At 48.5% G+C, this 17,574-nt stretch carries 15 protein-coding genes; 9 read left to right on the top strand and 6 right to left on the bottom strand.

Translation table 11 applies throughout. From position 1 onward, the window contains the following. Positions 1-22: 22 nt before the first annotated feature. Positions 23-1,240: a lytic murein transglycosylase gene (locus tag KF839_RS10845; RefSeq protein WP_292917860.1), complete on the top strand. Its 1,218-nt coding sequence runs from the start codon at positions 23-25 to the stop codon at positions 1,238-1,240. Between the two features lie 113 nt (positions 1,241-1,353). Here the strand turns inward: KF839_RS10845 and KF839_RS10840 are convergent, their stop codons facing one another. After that, complete coding sequence (locus KF839_RS10840; protein ID WP_292917859.1) at positions 1,354-2,337, bottom strand: malate dehydrogenase; 984 nt, start codon at positions 2,335-2,337, stop codon at positions 1,354-1,356. Between the two features lie 420 nt (positions 2,338-2,757). Here KF839_RS10840 and KF839_RS10835 point away from each other — a divergent pair, with 420 nt between their 5' ends. Continuing rightward, entirely contained in the window at positions 2,758-3,537 is a 780-nt protein-coding gene (locus tag KF839_RS10835) for a DUF5995 family protein (protein ID WP_292917858.1), read from the top strand. Between the two features lies 1 nt (position 3,538). Beyond that, complete coding sequence (locus tag KF839_RS10830; protein ID WP_292917857.1) at positions 3,539-4,345, top strand: formylglycine-generating enzyme family protein; 807 nt, start codon at positions 3,539-3,541, stop codon at positions 4,343-4,345. A 108-nt stretch (positions 4,346-4,453) separates the two neighbouring features. Here KF839_RS10830 and KF839_RS10825 read toward each other — a convergent pair whose 3' ends face one another. Both KF839_RS10825 and KF839_RS10820 read right to left on the bottom strand, forming a co-directional pair. Beyond that, positions 4,454-4,744 (bottom strand): HigA family addiction module antitoxin, encoded by a 291-nt coding sequence (locus KF839_RS10825; RefSeq protein ID WP_292917856.1) that lies wholly within the window; start codon positions 4,742-4,744, stop codon positions 4,454-4,456. Then, positions 4,744-5,040, bottom strand: coding sequence for a type II toxin-antitoxin system RelE/ParE family toxin (locus KF839_RS10820; protein WP_323802065.1), 297 nt, complete (start codon positions 5,038-5,040; stop codon positions 4,744-4,746). The genes KF839_RS10825 and KF839_RS10820 overlap by 1 nt, the downstream gene beginning before the upstream one ends. 237 nt (positions 5,041-5,277) lie before the next feature. Between KF839_RS10820 and KF839_RS10815 the strand changes: the two genes are divergently transcribed. The 6 genes from KF839_RS10815 (at position 5,278) to KF839_RS10790 (ending at position 14,791) form a co-directional block, all read left to right on the top strand. Beyond that, positions 5,278-6,831, top strand: a complete 1,554-nt coding sequence (locus tag KF839_RS10815; protein WP_292917855.1) for a toll/interleukin-1 receptor domain-containing protein — start codon at positions 5,278-5,280, stop codon at positions 6,829-6,831. 3 nt (positions 6,832-6,834) lie between these two features. Next, positions 6,835-7,956, top strand: a complete 1,122-nt coding sequence (locus KF839_RS10810; protein WP_292917854.1) for an AAA family ATPase — start codon at positions 6,835-6,837, stop codon at positions 7,954-7,956. Continuing rightward, the gene (locus KF839_RS10805; protein WP_292917907.1) at positions 7,956-10,901 is read left to right on the top strand and encodes a formylglycine-generating enzyme family protein; all 2,946 of its coding nucleotides are present in this window, start codon (positions 7,956-7,958) and stop codon (positions 10,899-10,901) included. Before KF839_RS10810 ends, KF839_RS10805 begins: the two co-directional genes overlap by 1 nt. A 296-nt stretch (positions 10,902-11,197) precedes the next feature. Then, complete coding sequence (locus tag KF839_RS10800) at positions 11,198-12,193, top strand: cadmium-containing carbonic anhydrase (protein ID WP_292917853.1); 996 nt, start codon at positions 11,198-11,200, stop codon at positions 12,191-12,193. Between the two features lie 392 nt (positions 12,194-12,585). Next, on the top strand, positions 12,586-13,878 hold the full coding sequence (locus KF839_RS10795) for a SulP family inorganic anion transporter (RefSeq protein WP_292917852.1): 1,293 nt from the start codon (positions 12,586-12,588) through the stop codon (positions 13,876-13,878). Between the two features lie 97 nt (positions 13,879-13,975). Further along, positions 13,976-14,791, top strand: coding sequence for a nucleotidyltransferase family protein (locus KF839_RS10790; RefSeq protein ID WP_292917851.1), 816 nt, complete (start codon positions 13,976-13,978; stop codon positions 14,789-14,791). Between the two features lie 21 nt (positions 14,792-14,812). Here KF839_RS10790 and nudB read toward each other — a convergent pair whose 3' ends face one another. The 3 genes from nudB to KF839_RS10775 all read right to left on the bottom strand — a co-directional run bounded on the left by nudB (position 14,813) and on the right by KF839_RS10775 (position 17,480). Then, positions 14,813-15,244, bottom strand: coding sequence for a dihydroneopterin triphosphate diphosphatase (gene nudB / locus KF839_RS10785; protein ID WP_292917850.1), 432 nt, complete (start codon positions 15,242-15,244; stop codon positions 14,813-14,815). 18 nt (positions 15,245-15,262) lie between these two features. Beyond that, complete coding sequence (gene aspS, locus KF839_RS10780; protein WP_292917849.1) at positions 15,263-17,044, bottom strand: aspartate--tRNA ligase; 1,782 nt, start codon at positions 17,042-17,044, stop codon at positions 15,263-15,265. A 130-nt stretch (positions 17,045-17,174) separates the two neighbouring features. Further along, complete coding sequence (locus tag KF839_RS10775) at positions 17,175-17,480, bottom strand: FmdB family zinc ribbon protein (RefSeq protein WP_292917848.1); 306 nt, start codon at positions 17,478-17,480, stop codon at positions 17,175-17,177. Between the last annotated feature and the right edge of the window lie 94 nt (positions 17,481-17,574).

The following is a 17,574-nucleotide window of genomic DNA, read 5'->3' as shown; positions in this document are numbered from 1 at the left end:
ATATTTTTCAATCAAATCTCTCTTGCATAACAAGAAACTGGGTGCTGGTTTTGTCGCGCTTACCGTTTCACTTTTAATGCAGCCTGCGGAAGCAGGCAATCCCCAGTTTGGTGAATGCATCTCGAGAATGAAAGATCAGGCGCGAGTGGAAGGTATCTCTGACAGAACCATCAGCCAGGTTCTCGGAAACGTAAGATATCTGCCACGCGTAATTGAATTGGATCGGCGGCAACCCGAATTTACGCAAACATTTGCAAACTACTTCAATGCGCGCATTAACGAGGAACGGGTTCAACGCGGACGGGAATTGCTGGCCAGGCACCGCGCATTGCTGCGGCAGATTGAACAGGAATCCGGTATTCCGGCGCAATTTCTGGTTTCGTTCTGGGGACTGGAGACTAACTATGGCGGTTTTTTTGGGGATTTCCGGGTCACCGATTCGCTGGCGACATTGGCTTGTGATACGCGCCGCAGTTCATTTTTTACGCAGGAATTGTTCAATGCAATGCGGATCGTTGATGCCGGTGACATTGTCGTCGAGCGAATGATCGGGTCTTGGGCGGGTGCGATGGGTCATATGCAATTCATGCCATCAACCTTTTTGCGGTACGCCAAAGATATCGACGGCGACGGGCGCCGGGATTTATGGGGCAGTATCCCCGATGCGATGGGCTCCGCAGCCAACTTCTTACGCCAACTGGGTTGGGTGGCAGGGTTAAACTGGGGGCAGGAGGTACGCTTGCCGCCATCTTTTGATTATTCGCTGGCGGGGCGTGATCAATTGATGAACTATGCCGAATGGGAGCGGCTTGGCGTAACGGCTGTGTCCGGCACATCGCTGGGACCGAGGGAGCATAAAGCCGCCTTATTGGTGCCTTCGGGGCATCAAGGTCCCGCTTTTTTAGTCACTCAGAACTTTCATGTCATCATGCGCTGGAATCGTTCCGAGTTTTATGCGCTATCCGTCGGACACTTGGCCGATCGGATTGCGGGCGCCACGGGATTATATCGCTTACCGCCCATTGAAAACGTCAAAATATCGCGCGAGCAAGTGCGTCAACTGCAAAAAGATCTACTGTCATTAGGCATTGATGCCGGTGAAGCTGATGGTGTGCTAGGTTCCGCTACCCGGAAAGCAATCAGCCGTTTTCAACAGAAAACGCAGCGGATTGCGGATGGTCATCTGGATACCGCCGTGCTGATCGCAATCCGTGAAGCAGCGAGCGGGTTATCGCGCTAATTGACGGAATCGGCTCAGCATACTTCCGTGAGGAAGTTTTGAAAAAGCTGGCGAACGATGATCAAACAAGATGAGATTCAGTAAAAAACCGCAGTAATTTCTCCGAAGCTTCCTTAAAATAAGTGTCGGACGGCTTCTTGTTCGGCAGCCAATTCCCGGTAGCTTGCTTGCATTTTTTCCTGATCCGAATCATTGATTTTCAGGCCATCGACAATTTGATACCGGCCATTCTGGCATGTGACCGGGAAACTATAAATAACGCCGCTCGGTATTCCGTAGCTACCGTCCGACGGGACGCCCATCGACACCCAATCACCTTCGCGAGTACCGAAGATCCAATCTTGCATATGATTGATAATCGCATTGGCGGCACTGGCGGCGCTGGATTTGCCACGGCGCGCTTCGATGATGGCCGCGCCGCGTTTTTGCACAGTCGGGATAAAGTGGTGCTCGACCCATCCGGCGTCATTGATCAAAGAAGATACGTTGTCCTCACCGATCATGGCGTGACTCAAGTCAGGAAATTGCGTGTTGGAGTGATTACCCCACACGATCATTCTTCTTATGTCAGATACCGGTGCTCGGAGTTTTAGGGCAGCTTGCGACAACGCACGATTGTGATCCAATCGCAGCATCGCCGAGAAATTATCCGGATCCAAATCGGGTGCGTTTTTTAAGGTGATGTAAGCATTGGTATTGGCCGGATTACCCACGACCAGAATCTTGACATCGCGTTTGGCGACGGAATTTAAGGCTCTGCCTTGCGAAATGAATATCGGACCATTGGCTGCGAGCAAATCTTTCCGTTCCATATTTTCACCGCGCGGCCGTGCACCGATCAGCAGCGCGATATCGGCATTCTCGAACGCAACTTCCGGATTATCGGTAGTGATGATGCCTGCTAACAGCGGAAAAGCGCAGTCATAAAGTTCCATCACAACACCTTCAAAGAAGGGTTGCGCTTCGGTTACATCATGCAACTGCAAAATGACCGGTTGGTTTTTACCAAGCATATCACCTGCTGCAATGCGATATAACAGGCTATAACAAATCTGTCCGGTCGCGCCGGTGACGGCGATACGAATAGGCGGTTTCATTTTTTTCCAATCCTCGAAAAGCCACCAATAGGTTGGAAAATTGGCGGTATATGGGGAAATGTGAACGAATTATACTTGCAATCAATGTCTCGCGGAAGAGCCGCCGCATCGCTAGACACAGAATAACGGTAGTGTATTGATTGCATATCAGAATAATTACCCGTGATCGGGATGGATTTTAACGGGATCAGTCAACGTACTCGTCATGCGCATGTAAAATAAATGCTAGAATCGGTCCGGCAGAAGCGCCGGAAGCCGGGTCATGCTTCGCGCCGAGCTTTGTTCCATCAACCTAATCCAATGATCCAAGCTGCTTTAATGGATCGCGAACCGCTTAAATCTCAAGCTTGTTTATTCTACGACTTGCATCGCAATCAACAGTGCGTATGATGCGAAAAATCAAAATTTCAAGGAGAAATTATGCCGCCCAATAGCTTTCCCTACGTGATTGCAACACCAGCTACAACCATTGACGAAGTCATTGCGCAATTAACCGCCATTGTCGAATGGTCCAAACAAAACAACTCACGCATGGGCTATTTTGCGGCGCTGTATCGCAAGGTAACCATTCAAGTCAAAAAAGGTATCGAGCAAAGTTACTTCGACGATGGCCTGCGCATGGAACGTCTCGATGTGATTTTCGCCAATCGCTATATTCGCGCCTGCTATCTGCATTTTACCGATCAAACGCCGACGAAATCGTGGGTGCGGGCATTCGACGCCACGCAACAATGGTGGCCGATTGTATTGCAACATTTGTTATTGGGCATGAATGCGCATATCAATCTGGATCTGGGCATCGCCGCGGCGGAAACCGTGCCGCCGGAAGAATTGCAAAACCTCAAGGGTGATTTCGAGAAGATCAATAAAGTGCTGGCCGATTTGGTAGGTGACGTGCAAAGCGAACTGGCGGAAATCTGGCCGGTCTTCGGATTGCTTAACCGTTTTTTGGGATCGGTACAGACCGCTCTTATCAATTTCAGCATGGAAAAAGCCCGCAACGCCGCCTGGTTATTCGCGGAGAAATTGTCTCCACTCACGGAATCGCAACGGCAACAGGCAATTCTGGAAAAAGACGAGATGATGGCATTGTTCTCCGATGTGATCTCCCATCCGGGTTTTTACGGCTCACTTATCATCGGCATCATCCGCCTGGGAGAACGCGGCACAACGCGTCAACGCATCGAAATTCTGGAATGATATGTTCAAAATCCGTCAACACACTATTTTCCCCGAAGAATTCCCCGAAGCGTGGGCATCCGATTGGGGCGAGGATGAATTCGGGCTGTGGATGGCATTCACGTACAAAGGCGTGCGGCAAGCGTTCCGCTGGTGCGAGCCGGGAACATTTTTGATGGGTTCGCCAAGCGATGAACCGGAACGTTATGAAGATGAATTGCAACAAGAAGTTACTCTGACCAAAGGTTTCTGGATTGCGGATACGCCGGTGACGCAAACGTTGTGGCAAGTGATCATGGGCGAAAATCCCAGCGAATTTAAAGGTGATGAGAACCCGGTGGAAAATGTTAATTGGCATGATGCACAAGCCTTCATCAGTAAGATGAATGATATGAAAGCGGAATTGAAGTTGTGCCTGCCGACGGAAGCGCAATGGGAGTACGCCTGCCGTGCCGGAACCACTACGCCGTTCAGTTGGGGCGATCAGATCGACTCAAGGTATGTAAATTTCGATGGCAATTACCCATACAACAATGGCAGCAACAGCGAATACCGGAAACAAACGGTGGCGGTGAAGGAATTACCGTGCAACGACTGGGGGCTGCACCAAATGCATGGTAATGTTTGGGAATGGTGCCAGGATTGGTTGGGCGATTATCCATCGCAACCAGTCACGGACCCGCAAGGCCCGGAATCGGGCGCCTACCGCGTGCTGCGCGGCGGCTCGTGGTTCGACCGCGGCGGGTACTGTCGTTCTGCTCACCGCTACCGCGACGATCCGTCCCATCGCTTCATCAACTTTGGCTTTCGCCTTGCCCGAGGTCAATGAGCTCAAGCCAAGTCAAGGCAGTGGAGCAGGCCAGCAGCCGATTGGCAGCCGCGCTGGCGGAGCGCGCGGGGGACAAGCGGGGGATGGACTGCGGGGAGGCTCAGCGAATTAACCCAAAATCGCTAATTTTTCAACTTCGTCGAGATTGACGCGCTGTTTTGTTTGCCAGAGATCGTAGTTGCTTTGCATCGCCAGCCAGCTTTCCGGGCTACGGCCGAGTGTTTTTGATAGTCGCAATGCCATCTCGGAACTGATGCTGCCGCGGCCTTGAACGATCCGATGAAATGTCGATGGCGATACATGCAGTTTCAGCGCGACAGCCCGGTAACTAATACCCAACGGCTCAAGATAGACTTCGCGAATAAATTCGCCGGGGTGCGGTGGATTGTGCATACTCATCAGTGATAATCCTCGTAATTGACGATGGTCGCATTGCCGTCAGAAAACTCGAAAGTGATGCGCCAGTTTTTGTTAACGCGAATTGCCCATAATCCTGCTTTGTCGCCTTTCAATGCATGCAGATCAAAACCGGGCAAACGCATGTCCTCGATACCAGTGGCGGTATCCAATGCAACCAATCTCATCCTTAATTTTGTTTGGTGTGCCGGAATGATACCGGCGCAATTGCCGCTTTCGAAAAATTGCTGCAATCCTTTATGCTTGAATGATTTGATCATGATTTTTATTATAATCATTTTCATAAGACCTTTGCACGGCAACGCCCCCAGAGTATGTAACTGGCGTTACAATTATGTTTTAAAACAACGGTATTGAATTATTGACTATGAGTATTTTCGGAATACAGATGTAACTCACCGTATGTGGAAAAAGAATTCTCTTAAGACTATAGGGTGCAATAACCGAAGGGCATTGCACCTTACGACTTTTCCTGCAGTACAATCCAAAAATCGATTAAACCAATGAGTGCGTAAATGACAAAACCAGTTAACGTTTTTGTTTCATATTCGTGGGCGCACGAAAAGCATACACGTGTTGTGGATGAATTGGAGGGGCTATGCCACCAGCGTCGTAATATCAACTTGATTCGCGATAAAAACGAGATGCAGCACGGCGATTTGATCAGAGATTTTATGGATCGATTGAGTGGCGGTGAGCACATCATTACGATATTTAGCGATGATTATTTTCGCTCTACTTGGTGTATGTATGAATTGTTAGCAATATGGAGAAAAGGAGGTTTCAACGAACGTACTCATGCATTGTTTATCGATGTTAATTGCAAATTAGGAGATGACAAGTATCACGATGACATTATTTCTTATTGGGAAGCTAAAGAAAAAGAAGCAGATGGAATATTAAGTGATAAGAATTCAAAGAATAGAAGAAAATTGATTGATAAATCAGTTCTGTATCGCGATATAAGTCAAGCGCTTGATGAATTGCTAGATTTTGCTGCAAATCGCCTAACAACACCGCTGGATCAACTCAAAGCACAGCATTACTCTCAAATTCTTAACAAAATAAGCCCTTTAAAAAATGGAATCAGAGATTTCATCGAGCCAGATGAATCTAATCCACTTGTTAGAGACGAAAAAAAGACTGCTCGACCCACTCCGAAATTCCAAGACAAATATATCCAAGTTATACAGAAGCATATTGCTGAAACACTCTCGGGCGATGCAATGGCGGTATGTAAGCAGGTTCTATATGGAGAATTAAATAAAGTTTTGGTGATGCTTGAAAGGGATCAAATTGAATGTAATGCTAAAGATATCGCAGAAAATCTAATCACTGCATTGCAGCTTGGCGGTAAAAAATGCCCGGTTATCAATAAAGTACTGACTAACACCGTCGTCATGTGTCTGGATAAAGAGAAAGGTGGGCAGATTTTTGAGAAAGCGATTCCTTATCAAAAGAATATCATAGAAAAAATTGAGCAGATTTTAGGTTATCTTGTGCTGAGTCTTGTTGTTGAAGATGATGCGCGTGATGTGTCGGATTGGTTAAATGATGATCTTCACGGGTTTTATTTTGAGCTGCGTGTACGGACATTGGGTGGCGTAGAGTTGTTTATCGCCAGGCAACAGGAAAGAAAAGCGACGGTTACTATTGATGGTCACGAGATCACTGGTAAGCATCTGATCTTTATAGATACAAATCCACTGACTTGGCATGAGCAAGTTCGTCTGGATGAAGTAAAACGTATTATCTGGAATATTATTATGGACGATGAACGAGAGCAGTTATTAGATGAAGATGATTTAGAAAGATTAAAAGCTAAAATCAATACATTGCGTGAAATAGAGCACGATCCAAAAAAATATTGTGTGGCTATTAAATTTGAGGACGGTGGCGATGATTCCTATCGGAAAATTTGTGAAAATTTTTTGATGCAGCTTGAAATCCCATTGGTGCGTTTTGGTATAAAAGATAAAAATATGACTCAATCTTCTTTTGGTGGAATTGAATTCGATTTGATGAGTGCAATAGAAGAATTTCTTAAAACATTTAACAAGTACACATAACTTATGAAAATTCCTGGACTTAAAGCTTTTGTCGACATCAAGCATGTTTTGCCTGCGATAGGAACATGGCGTAAAAGCGTACATGTTTTTGATGAAAGAACAGCACAGGCGGTACGTGCAGCACTGGCGTCAGGGCGACCGCTGCTGGTGCGGGGTGAGCCTGGCACAGGGAAAAGCCAGTTGGCGCGGGCGGCAGCTAAAGTGCTGGGGCGCAAGTTTTTGTCGCATGTCGTCGATGCGCACACCGAAATACAGGATTTATGGTATCGCTTCGATGCGGTTAGCCGGTTGGGGAATGCCCAGGTATTGAGCGCCATAGGCAAAAATAAAAGTGATGGACAAATCGACCAGATGCTGAATCCAGAAGAATACTTAAGTCCCGGTATACTCTGGTGGGCTTTTGACTGGAACGATGCATCCAGTAAGAAAGGGAAGCATCCTTTTTTCATACCGGATGTAAACGATCCGGGCGATGAGAAAAAAGGCATTGTTCTGCTGCTCGATGAAATCGATAAAGCCGATGCCGATCTTCCCAACAGTTTGTTGGAGACCTTGGACAATGGACAATTTACTGTGCCCTGGATCAAGAAAACAGTTGGTGTGGCGCATGGTGAATTGGCAAACCGTCCGCTAGTCGTGCTGACGACCAATGAAGATCGACAATTGCCAGGTGCCTTTATTCGCCGGTGCCTTGTGTTGGATTTACAATTGCCAAAAGAAAGAAACGAGTTGATTCGGAGATTAAAAGAACGGGCTGTTTTTCATTTTCCTGTTATGAAAAAGGGTGAATCAGAAAGTGATACCGAGATTCAGCGTGATGAAAATGATGTACCGTTACAAAAATGCCGATTGCATGAAGATGTGCTGCAAGAAGCAGCAGATCAGCTATTCAAAGATCGACTGGAAGCGAATAGTCTGGGTGTGACCCCGCCCGGCCAGGCTGAGTATCTGGATATGCTGCGTGTGCTCGATGAGCTCGTGCCCAATGATACAGAACAGCAAAAGGAACTGCTAAAAACGATTAAAGATTTTGCGTTGAAGAAATATCCAGGGATGCAAAAGCAGATTGATAGCAAAGTGCAAAATAGAAAAGATGCGCAAGAAGTAAACGAGGCATCTGAGTGATGCATGCCTACCAGTCCGCAAAGCGGTTGAACCGGGCTGATTTATTACGTGCACTAAAGCAACTGGGTGGCGACGCGCTGGATACGGTTGCAGAATATAGCGGATACGTTGCCCCGCCTCGAAAGAAAGTACAACTGATCTTGCCGTCGCTAGTACAGGATCAATCAAATAAGCCATTTCCACATAAAATTACCATAGAGCCAATACCGGCGCCGCAAAAAAAAACGCAAGCCGTTTATTACGCGATTACAGAAAGAAAGGGAAGCAGCTTACTCCCAGAACCAGCAAGCATAAATGCATTACCCAAGCCGCGCTGGTATCAAGAAGCTAAACGATTGAATCCGGCAGCCATGCATCGACCATCTGATCAGCCACCGTACAAAGAACCTCTGGTGCCATGGTCCAGATTATGGCCAGTGTTAAGGTCATTGCTTAGCGAGACTAAAGTAACGCGGCAACCGGATATGCCGCGTATTATCAAAACGATGGCAAATGGCTTGTTATTGCAAAAAATACCACGCCGGACACGTCGCCGTTGGGCGGCATCGGTTCAGGTGCTGGTTGACAGGCCACAGCGAACTCATTTGTTCAATCGTGATTACAATCAAGTCTTACATCAATTAGAGAAATTACGAGGCGGAACGGGATTGGTCATTCAAAAAATCCTGCAGCGGCCTGGTGGTAATGTGCAAATTGTTCAAGGTAAAGCCATTGTCAACAAACAATGGAAAGCACCTGTTGCAGGCAATACGGTGTTTGTCCTAAGTGATTTGGGGTTGCTGGATAGAACAGGAATGGCTTTACGTTCTTGGCTGAGAGTAGGCAATCTGCTGCGCCAGGCCGGTTGTCGCACGGTAGCGTTAGTACCTGTGCCAGAACGTTACCTGGCGCCGGACTTAATAGGCCTTTTTGATTGCGTTTGTTGGGACAGGAATAGTCAACTATCGCCTGTAAGATATGTGCCACCGCCGGATAATAGCGTCGAAACGCCAATGCAGAAGGATGCCGGCGGTGCCAAACAGTTGCTGGCCTGGTTGTCACCGGCTAAGCTGGTGGAACCAGCATTATTAAGAGCGATTCGTCATTGTTTGCCGCTTTCAGAAGTTGACATCGGTCATGAATTGGCGGCGTGGCATCATGAAAATGTCGTGCCAACACCGTTGGGTTTTTATTATAAACCGGATACCTTGAAAGAATATCGGCAGCAGTTCATGAGCATGGCACAAGAGAATCCGGAACTGGCAAGAATCATTTCCCGCATGATTCGGCGTTACCATCGGCATGTGTTTCAAACGCAGCGTGATGAAGAGCTGTTAATTCTTGAGCAGTTAATGAAAGAGAATCTTGATGCGGATGATCGTGAAGAAATCGAATCTGCACGGCTAGCTATGTGCGAATTGATAAAAGCATCTATTGAACAGAAACAGGAAATACCGACGCTGCCGTCTTTTCTCGAGAATCTTTTGGATAGGCAGCATGATGAAGTACTATCCAAGAATTCATGTTATCAGGCTATCTGGGCAAGCCGTCTGGGTAAGCAGGGTATAAACAGTGAAGTCGTTATACCGGATGACTGGGATATGCAGACTGTTATGTCATTTCTTGAAACAGAAACATCCAAGCAGCAAACCTTTATTCTTTATCAACAGGGAGTTAGAGAGCTAAAACTGACCACGTCTGATCGATTCCAGGAAGAAACGGATGGATTTAGATTGGGCAGTGTGCTGGCTGAGTTTGTTACATCATCGTCTTGTATGTTGCGTCAGCATGTCGGAGCTTTGGGAGCATCCAGTAATACTTTATTACCGTTAAGCAAAATCGATCAATATGAATTTACGCTGGATGAACAGGAGAAACAAAAGCTGCACATTGATGGAGAAGAATTAACCGTAGAGCGTTTTACCAAACCTGATTGGGCGATATTGATCGCCAATACAACCGGTGGTTTAAATGCAGAATCGATGGATAACAAAGGTAATGTCTACCGCTGGTACTGGCATCCGCCTGAATGGCGAGACGGTGAAGGCATGCTACCAGGCTTCTGGTTCTATTTGCCTGTGTATGAGGGAGCAGCACATAAACCGGATTGGGCAACCAATGCAGGCCGTGACCAATACGGCTTCTACGCCGACGCTGAAGTCTCTGGCGTCATCCAGCGTTTCCGCTGGATCGAGCCGAATAATTTTATGATGGGTTCTCCGGCAAATGAAGCAGGGCGTTATGACTGGGAACATCAACATCCAGTTATTCTCACGCAAGGTTATTGGCTTGCGGAAACGGTTTGCACGCAGGAACTATGGCAGGCAGTGATGCGCAAGAATCCGAGCAGTTTCAAACGAGAGCAATTGCCGGTGGAGTCAGTCAGTTGGGAAGATGTGCAAAATTTCCTGAAACAGCTCAATAACAGCCACCCGCAGTTGCAGTTGCGCTTACCCACTGAAGCCGAATGGGAAAATGCTTGCCGGACGGGAACTGAATCAGCGTTTCATTTTGGTTCTGACATTGCGCTTGATAAAGCGAATTATCGCGGTACTTGGGATGATTATGATAATTGGGGTGAAGGCGCTTTGCAGCAAACCGCGGCGGTTAGAAGTTATGCGTCGAATGCTTGGGGATTGTATGAGATGCACGGCAACGTATGGGAATGGTGTCAGGACAGGTATGACGAGTATCCAGCGGAGCGAGTCATCGACCCGCAAGGGCCGGAATCAGGCGCCTACCGCGTGCTGCGCGGCGGCTCGTGGATCGACGGCGGCAGGGACTGTCGTTCTGCTTACCGCTACTACGACGATCCGTCCCTTCGCAGCCGCCGCATTGGCTTTCGCCTTGCCCGAGGTCATGAGCTCAAGCCAAGCCGGGTGCTCGGAGCAGGCCAGCAGCCGATTGGCAGCCGCGCTGGGGACAAGCGGGGGATGGACTGCGAGGGAATAGGCGATGGAGTGTAATAATCGAAGGGCATTGTCGTTTTGGGGTAAATGGTTAGGCGCAAGGTGCTGCGCTCCCAGATGCTTGTAAAGAAAATTGCCGCATCGCTCAGCAAAAAATGGAGAATTACTATCTGAGGTACAGAAAAGTAGTGTTAGAATCCTAACGCCGAGTTTATTTTTATCGTATTAGGGAATTGATAAATTGATAGAGAAGGCCTTGGCAATGTTTGCCCTTTCCTTGAGTTACTTTGAATATGGCAAGTATGAGATAGAACTTATGATCAAATGACTAATTACTACAAAGGATATCTAAAATGTTTGAAAGTTTAAAAAATCTGTTAAAACATTTTACAGGCAGTCAAGAAACAGAATCGGCAGTTCCGGAAACAAAATCACAACCACAATCAGCTTCAACACCCGCCTCAACCACTTCCGCCGCTGAAGAAAGTCTTAATCAGTATATTTCACTAGGTCAATTTAACTTGGGCTTGGGTAGCATCGGGCCTGACAATCGGGATGATATCGATAAAAATGTTTTGGTCCAGATGTATCAATCGATTGCAGCCGGTACATTTAATGTGCCTGCAAACGGAGCAGTGCCGGAAATTTGTGTCGATGGCCGTACCAAAGCCGATGGATCGCGTTTCAGCGCGCCATGTGCAGCCGGTGGCACATTGAGCATCGTTTATGGCGGTGATCTTGGCGGTGGCTCAGCCGCTGGGGATGTCAATGAGCTTCAATTGACGACACAGGCGATCAATACGCTCAAATCGAAAGGGCATTCCACCGGCGTGCACGGCGATGATCACGGTCCTTGCGGTTGCGGCGCATGCGCCAAAGCACCGACGATTTATCAACATATCTCGGAGCGCATCAATGATATTGCAGCGCTGGTCGGCAAACTGGGTATCGATGTTACGGAATCGGAAAAGGGTTCGATTGTACAGCAAGCTAAGAACCGTCTGGGTCAAGCGGGCTTTTTTGCCGAAGACCGGGCTGCGGTGCTGCAAGCGGCGCAAGAATGCGGAGCGCTTTATGAAGAATTGGTGGGCAAGCACAATGAACTCGGCATCGCATTGAATACCAAACCCGGCACCACGATTGATCGTGCCGCGATCCGTGCCAAATACGGGCCGCAATACGATATGTTCGTGGTCGATGCCTGGGCATTCGGCAATGCGGCAAAAGATATCAATGCGAGCGGCAGCGATGATGATGCGCAACGCATCGCGAAAGCAATCACAATTCAGAATGTCGCTACGGCTTCGATTCTCGGCCATGGCTCATTGCGGATTATACCCATCGCTTAATTTTTTCAGATAACGGGCGCATACCCGCTTCCTCCGGATTTATTCGATCCGAAGAAAGCGCGTGTGTGCCCGCATCCTATCAGCGGCAATCGCTATCGTTTCGTTATTCAACAAGTGTGATTTATATCAATGTCACGCGCCGGCAAATAGTATGTAATGGACCAGCCTGGGATAAGTCTATAGCTGATTCGGCTTGTCGTGGCACAGGATAATTCATACAAGGAGACCTTTGCACGGTGTCATGAGCGGTGCGAGAATGAGGCAAAAATTTGCGAAAAAGTGGAGTTTACACAGGGTAAATGAGCATTTTTCGCAAATTTTTAACGCAATTATCGTGTCGCGTAGTAACCGTGCAAAGGTCTCAAAAGGTTGTTGAATCCTTCGGAAGGATCATGTCGCAGAACACGCAAAACCCATCGACCGGTTCGGCTGCATTTCAATCGCAATTCTTGATTCGCGATCTGCAAGCCGGCATCATTACCGGAACAATGGCGATCCCATTATCCGCCGGGATTGCATTGATGTCCGCTTATCCCATCAAAGTAGCGTTGGCAACCGTCGTTTTCGCGTGTCTCGTCGGCTGGATCAACGCCTGGTTCCGTCCTGGAAATTATGTCGGCGCTCCCGGCGTTGCTGCCGGTTTGGCACCGGTGCTGGCATTGGGTGTGGCGACATTCGGCATGGACAATATGGCTTTCGTTATTTTCCTGACAGCATTCATGCAATCCGTCATCTGGAAATTCAATTTGCAAAAGTACATTCTGGTCGCCGTCCCGGAGTATCTGGTTGAAGGATTGTTAGCCGGGGTTGGGCTTAAAATCGCCATCAATTTTTTTGCCATGACTTACGAAATACCGGATGGCATGGTAACGGAAAGTTTCTGGAACGGCGCGCGTATTCAGATGGTGTCGATTTCATTGCTGGGGATGATTGCTTTCATATTTCTCTTCAGTAAATTTCAAACCCGGCAACCGGCTGTTCCGTATTTTTTTCTGATGGTTGCCGGTGCGATTCTGGCGCAGTTTATCGCGATGCCGATGCTGCATGTCGAGGACGTGCCTTTACGTTTGTCATTGCCGCTGCCATATTTCGATGATATGCGGATGTGGCTCTATGTGATTGGTTTTGCAGCCATGCTGGCGATTATTGATGTGATTGAACAAGTCATGAGTAATGCCGCCATACAAAAAATCGATCCGTTGCAACGCAGATGCAATACCAATAACAGTTTGTTGGCCATTTGGATCGCCAACATGGGATCGAGTTTTTTCGGCGGCATGACAAATCTGGACGGCTTGGCTAAAAGCACTACCAACAAACTGGCCGGCGCTTATACCAAATTCTCGGTGTTGGTGGTCGGGTTGGTGATTTTATTTTTTGTGGTCAATACGCAATATTTGGAATTTCTACCAAAATTTTCCCTGGCGGTGATCATGATTTTTACCGGTTGGAAGATGATTCTGGGATTACTGCATGTTGCGCATCAAGGGCAATACGCATTGATGCTCGCAACGTTGTGCGCGTTGTTGGTTTACCGGTTGGGGATTTTTGAAGGATTGCTGTTGGCGCTGGCTATCCACGGGTTTGTGAATTATGTGATTTTATATTATGTACATAATATTAAAGTCAGCGCGATCGTCAGGAAATATTTGCAGCGATTTTCTATTGGAGGTGGTGCTGATTAATTCACGCATGATGAGTCGGGAAAATTGTTTTCCGGTATGATCGCCGTTAACATCGCCCTATGGGTATAACGTATTTTCATCAAGCCGCAAAAACAATATGAGTGAGCAGAAACGACCGGAATCGCAACAATTCGCCGCATTGGTATTGGCAGCCGACCGCACCGGCAAAGATCCCATAACCCGGCATACCGGCGCCGCCTGCAAAGCATTTGCGCCTGTTGCCGGTGTTCCGATGGTTATCCGCGTTCTGGATACGCTTGCCGCTTGCGAATCCATTAATCGAATCATTTTATGCGGTCCGCCGGAATCATTATTGCAGCATTGCCCGGAGTTACAGCAGCGGATCGCTTGCGGTCAGGTGACATGGTTATCCAATCTCGATTCGCCAAGCCGCAGCGCGGACCGGGGGCTGAGTATTATTCCCGATGACATTCCGGTATTAATAACCACCGCCGATCATGCGTTGCTGACTCCTGCGATCATCCAGCAATTTATAGCTGCATCATTAGCGGCGACGGCGGATGCCACGGTCGGAACCGTCACTGAGCAAGCGATCGTTGCGGCATTTCCCGGTGTTAAGCGTACTATCATAAGGTTGCGCGACGGCGGATTTCGTGGCTGCAATCTGTATGCATTCAGATCGCGCGGACGCGCGCTGGTACGTTTCTGGCAGCAAGCCGAGGATTTGCGCAAAAAACCTCTGAAATTAGTTGCGCGCGTGCTGGGTTTCAAAACCGTGCTGTCGTATTTTTTTGGATGGCTAACGTTGCGGCAAGGTGTAGCGGCGGTATCGGAGAAATCAGGGGTGGTCATCCAGGTGATCGTGCTGGACGATGCGCGTGCCGGCATCGATGTTGATAAGGTGGAAGATCTGCAACTTGCGGAATCGCTGTTGAGCCGACAGCGCCATTAACCATACCTGTTCTCCGGTTTGTTACCGCGATGGCAAGCTTAGGATCGCGTCGGCGTTACTGCTGGAAAAAACTTTCTGAGCGGCTTGTTGCCAAGGTAGCCAGATAGAGTTCAAATGTTCCCGGGTTGAGAGTTTGACAGGGATGGTCGCGGGCAAGCGTAAACCGAATACATGTTCGGTGTTGAATCGTACATCCGGACCATAGCGCCAGCGCCATTCCTCGTAGATTTCGTAGCGATTCTCGACGTGCCAGTCGGTTAATTGATAGTCGGCAGCGTTTAAACCGGTTTCTTCGGCAATTTCGCGAATTGCCGTGTCAAACAGCGTTTCACCGGGATCCTGACTGCCGGTGACCGACTGCCAATAACCGGGATGATCCGCGCGTTCCAATAATAAGACTTGCAAATCAGCGGTGTGAATAACAACCAAAACGGAAACCGGTATTTTGTACATCCGCTGAAAGGCAGGCTATTAGCCCGGTTTTACTTCCGTTTGGCGCAAGCGGATATTTAATTCCCGCAGTTGCTTGTCATCGACGGCGCTGGGCGCATGCGTTAACAGACATTGCGCGCGCTGGGTTTTCGGAAAGGCGATGACGTCGCGGATCGACTCTGAACCGGTCATCATCGTCAGGATGCGATCCAAACCGAACGCGATACCACCGTGCGGCGGTGCACCGTATTGCAGCGCTTCCAGCAGGAAGCCGAATTTTTCCTGTGCTTCCTGTTCCGAGATATTTAATGCGCGAAATACCTTGGACTGCACCTCCTGACGGTGAATCCGCACCGATCCGCCGCCGATTTCGGAGCCGTTCAGCACCATGTCATAAGCCTTGGAGAGCGCTTTGCCAGGATCGGTTTCGAGCAAATCGTCGTGCCCGTCGGCGGGTGAAGTGAACGGATGGTGCAAGGCTTTCCAGCGGTTTTCCTCGTCATCGAACTCGAACATCGGAAAATCGACGACCCATAGCGGTTTCCAACCGGGTTCCGCAAAACCGTGCTGATGACCGATTTTAATTCTTAGCGCACCTAAGGATTCATTGACGATTTTGGTTTTATCCGCGCCAAAGAAAATCAAATCGCCATCTTGCGCTTTGGTACGGGTAAGGATCGTTTGTATCGTTGCTTCCGGCAGGAATTTCAGAATCGGGGATTGCAATCCTTCCACGCCACCGGCCAAATTGTTGACTTTGATATAGGCCAAGCCTTTGGCGCCGTATATCGCGACGAAGCTGGTGTAATCGTCAATCTCCTTGCGCGATAACTCGCCGCCTTTTGGAATGCATAATGCGGCAACGCGGCCATCGGGTTTTTCCGCCGCTTCGCGGAATACCTTGAACGATACATCTTTCATGATGTCGGTCAATTCGGTGAATTCCAGCGGTACACGCAAATCCGGTTTATCCGAGCCGTACTTGAACATGGCTTGTTCATGCGTAAGCCGGGGAAACGGATCAGGCAAATCGACATTGATGACCGATTTGAACAATCCGCGAATCATGGTTTCCATCAGCCCCATGATTTCATTTTCTGACAAAAATGAGGTTTCAATATCGATCTGTGTGAATTCGGGTTGACGGTCGGCGCGCAGATCTTCGTCGCGGAAACAGCGCGTGATTTGATAGTAGCGGTCAAACCCGGACACCATCAGCAATTGCTTGAATAACTGCGGTGATTGCGGTAAGGCAAAAAAATGCCCGGCGTTAACCCGCGACGGCACCAGGTAATCGCGTGCGCCTTCCGGTGTCGATTTGGTCAGCATCGGCGTTTCAATGTCGAGAAACCCCTGCTGATCCAGAAATACCCGCACTGCCATTGCCACCTGATGACGCAATCGCAGATTCGATTGCATGGCCGGGCGGCGCAGATCCAGGTAGCGATGCTCCAATCGCACCACTTCGCTGATGTTGTCATCGTCCATCAAGAAAGGCGGTGTCAGTGAAGCGTTTAACACGTCGATCGCGCTGACCAGAATTTCTATTTCACCGCTGAATAGCGCCGTATTAACCGTTCCTTCCGGGCGTTTCCGCACCTTGCCGGTTATTGTCAGCACATATTCATTGCGTACTTTCTCGGCGATCTGGAACGTTGCTGCATTATCGGGATCGCAGACGATCTGAACCAAACCTTCGCGGTCGCGCAAGTCGATGAATATCACGCCACCATGGTCTCTACGCCGGTGAACCCAGCCGAAAAGCGTGACTGTTTGATCGAGATATCCGGCATTGATGGCGCCGCAGTAATTTGTACGCATGATGTTGTTCAGTAGATTGGATAATGAAAGTTAAAGGACATTAGTGTTGATTGCATTGCGAGCGATCAAGGTATCGGATTTAAACAGATCGCTTGGGTAGCTTGGGTATTTTGGTAGCGGCTTAAATCCATCACTCGGCTGCGGTTGTGGAAGTGGGTTTGCTTTCTTGATTTGCCGATGATTCCTTAGCGGGCGTTGCTGCTGTCTGCACGTTATCTTTGGTTGCCGCAGTATTATCCGCCGGTTTGGATTTGTTATTCTTGAAATCGGTCACATACCAGCCGCTTCCTTTTAACTGAAACCCTGCAGCCGAAATGCGCTTGACATAATTGCTGCTGCCACAAACCGGGCAAGCCGCGATCGGCGCATCGCTTACTTTTTGTAAATGCTCTTTCTCAGCGCCGCATGAATTGCAAAGATATTCATAAATAGGCATCGAGACCTCCGACAATACAATATTGAAAAGCCGAGTATTATACCTTAACTCCCTGGGTTTGATAGGTATCTCACCTTGATTGGAATCGGAGTGA

Source organism: Nitrosomonas sp. (assembly GCF_019635155.1).
Classification (GTDB): Bacteria; Pseudomonadota; Gammaproteobacteria; order Burkholderiales; family Nitrosomonadaceae; genus Nitrosomonas.
Note: the sequence above shows the minus strand (reverse complement) of the source record. Positions and strands in the feature narration are given on the sequence as shown.

Excerpts from the sequence above, each read along its gene's own strand:
- nudB (WP_292917850.1), bottom strand. The coding sequence starts at position 15,244 with ATGTACAAAATACCGGTTTCCGTTTTGGTTGTTATTCACACCGCTGAT.
- KF839_RS10775 (WP_292917848.1), bottom strand. The coding sequence starts at position 17,480 with ATGCCTATTTATGAATATCTTTGCAATTCATGCGGCGCTGAGAAAGAG.
- KF839_RS10800 (WP_292917853.1), top strand. The coding sequence starts at position 11,198 with ATGTTTGAAAGTTTAAAAAATCTGTTAAAACATTTTACAGGCAGTCAA.
- KF839_RS10810 (WP_292917854.1), top strand. The coding sequence starts at position 6,835 with ATGAAAATTCCTGGACTTAAAGCTTTTGTCGACATCAAGCATGTTTTG.
- KF839_RS10835 (WP_292917858.1), top strand. The coding sequence starts at position 2,758 with ATGCCGCCCAATAGCTTTCCCTACGTGATTGCAACACCAGCTACAACC.
- KF839_RS10830 (WP_292917857.1), top strand. The coding sequence starts at position 3,539 with ATGTTCAAAATCCGTCAACACACTATTTTCCCCGAAGAATTCCCCGAA.
- KF839_RS10805 (WP_292917907.1), top strand. The coding sequence starts at position 7,956 with ATGCATGCCTACCAGTCCGCAAAGCGGTTGAACCGGGCTGATTTATTA.
- KF839_RS10840 (WP_292917859.1), bottom strand. The coding sequence starts at position 2,337 with ATGAAACCGCCTATTCGTATCGCCGTCACCGGCGCGACCGGACAGATT.
- aspS (WP_292917849.1), bottom strand. The coding sequence starts at position 17,044 with ATGCGTACAAATTACTGCGGCGCCATCAATGCCGGATATCTCGATCAA.
- KF839_RS10790 (WP_292917851.1), top strand. The coding sequence starts at position 13,976 with ATGAGTGAGCAGAAACGACCGGAATCGCAACAATTCGCCGCATTGGTA.
- KF839_RS10820 (WP_323802065.1), bottom strand. The coding sequence starts at position 5,040 with ATGATTATAATAAAAATCATGATCAAATCATTCAAGCATAAAGGATTG.
- KF839_RS10815 (WP_292917855.1), top strand. The coding sequence starts at position 5,278 with ATGACAAAACCAGTTAACGTTTTTGTTTCATATTCGTGGGCGCACGAA.
- KF839_RS10825 (WP_292917856.1), bottom strand. The coding sequence starts at position 4,744 with ATGAGTATGCACAATCCACCGCACCCCGGCGAATTTATTCGCGAAGTC.
- KF839_RS10795 (WP_292917852.1), top strand. The coding sequence starts at position 12,586 with ATGTCGCAGAACACGCAAAACCCATCGACCGGTTCGGCTGCATTTCAA.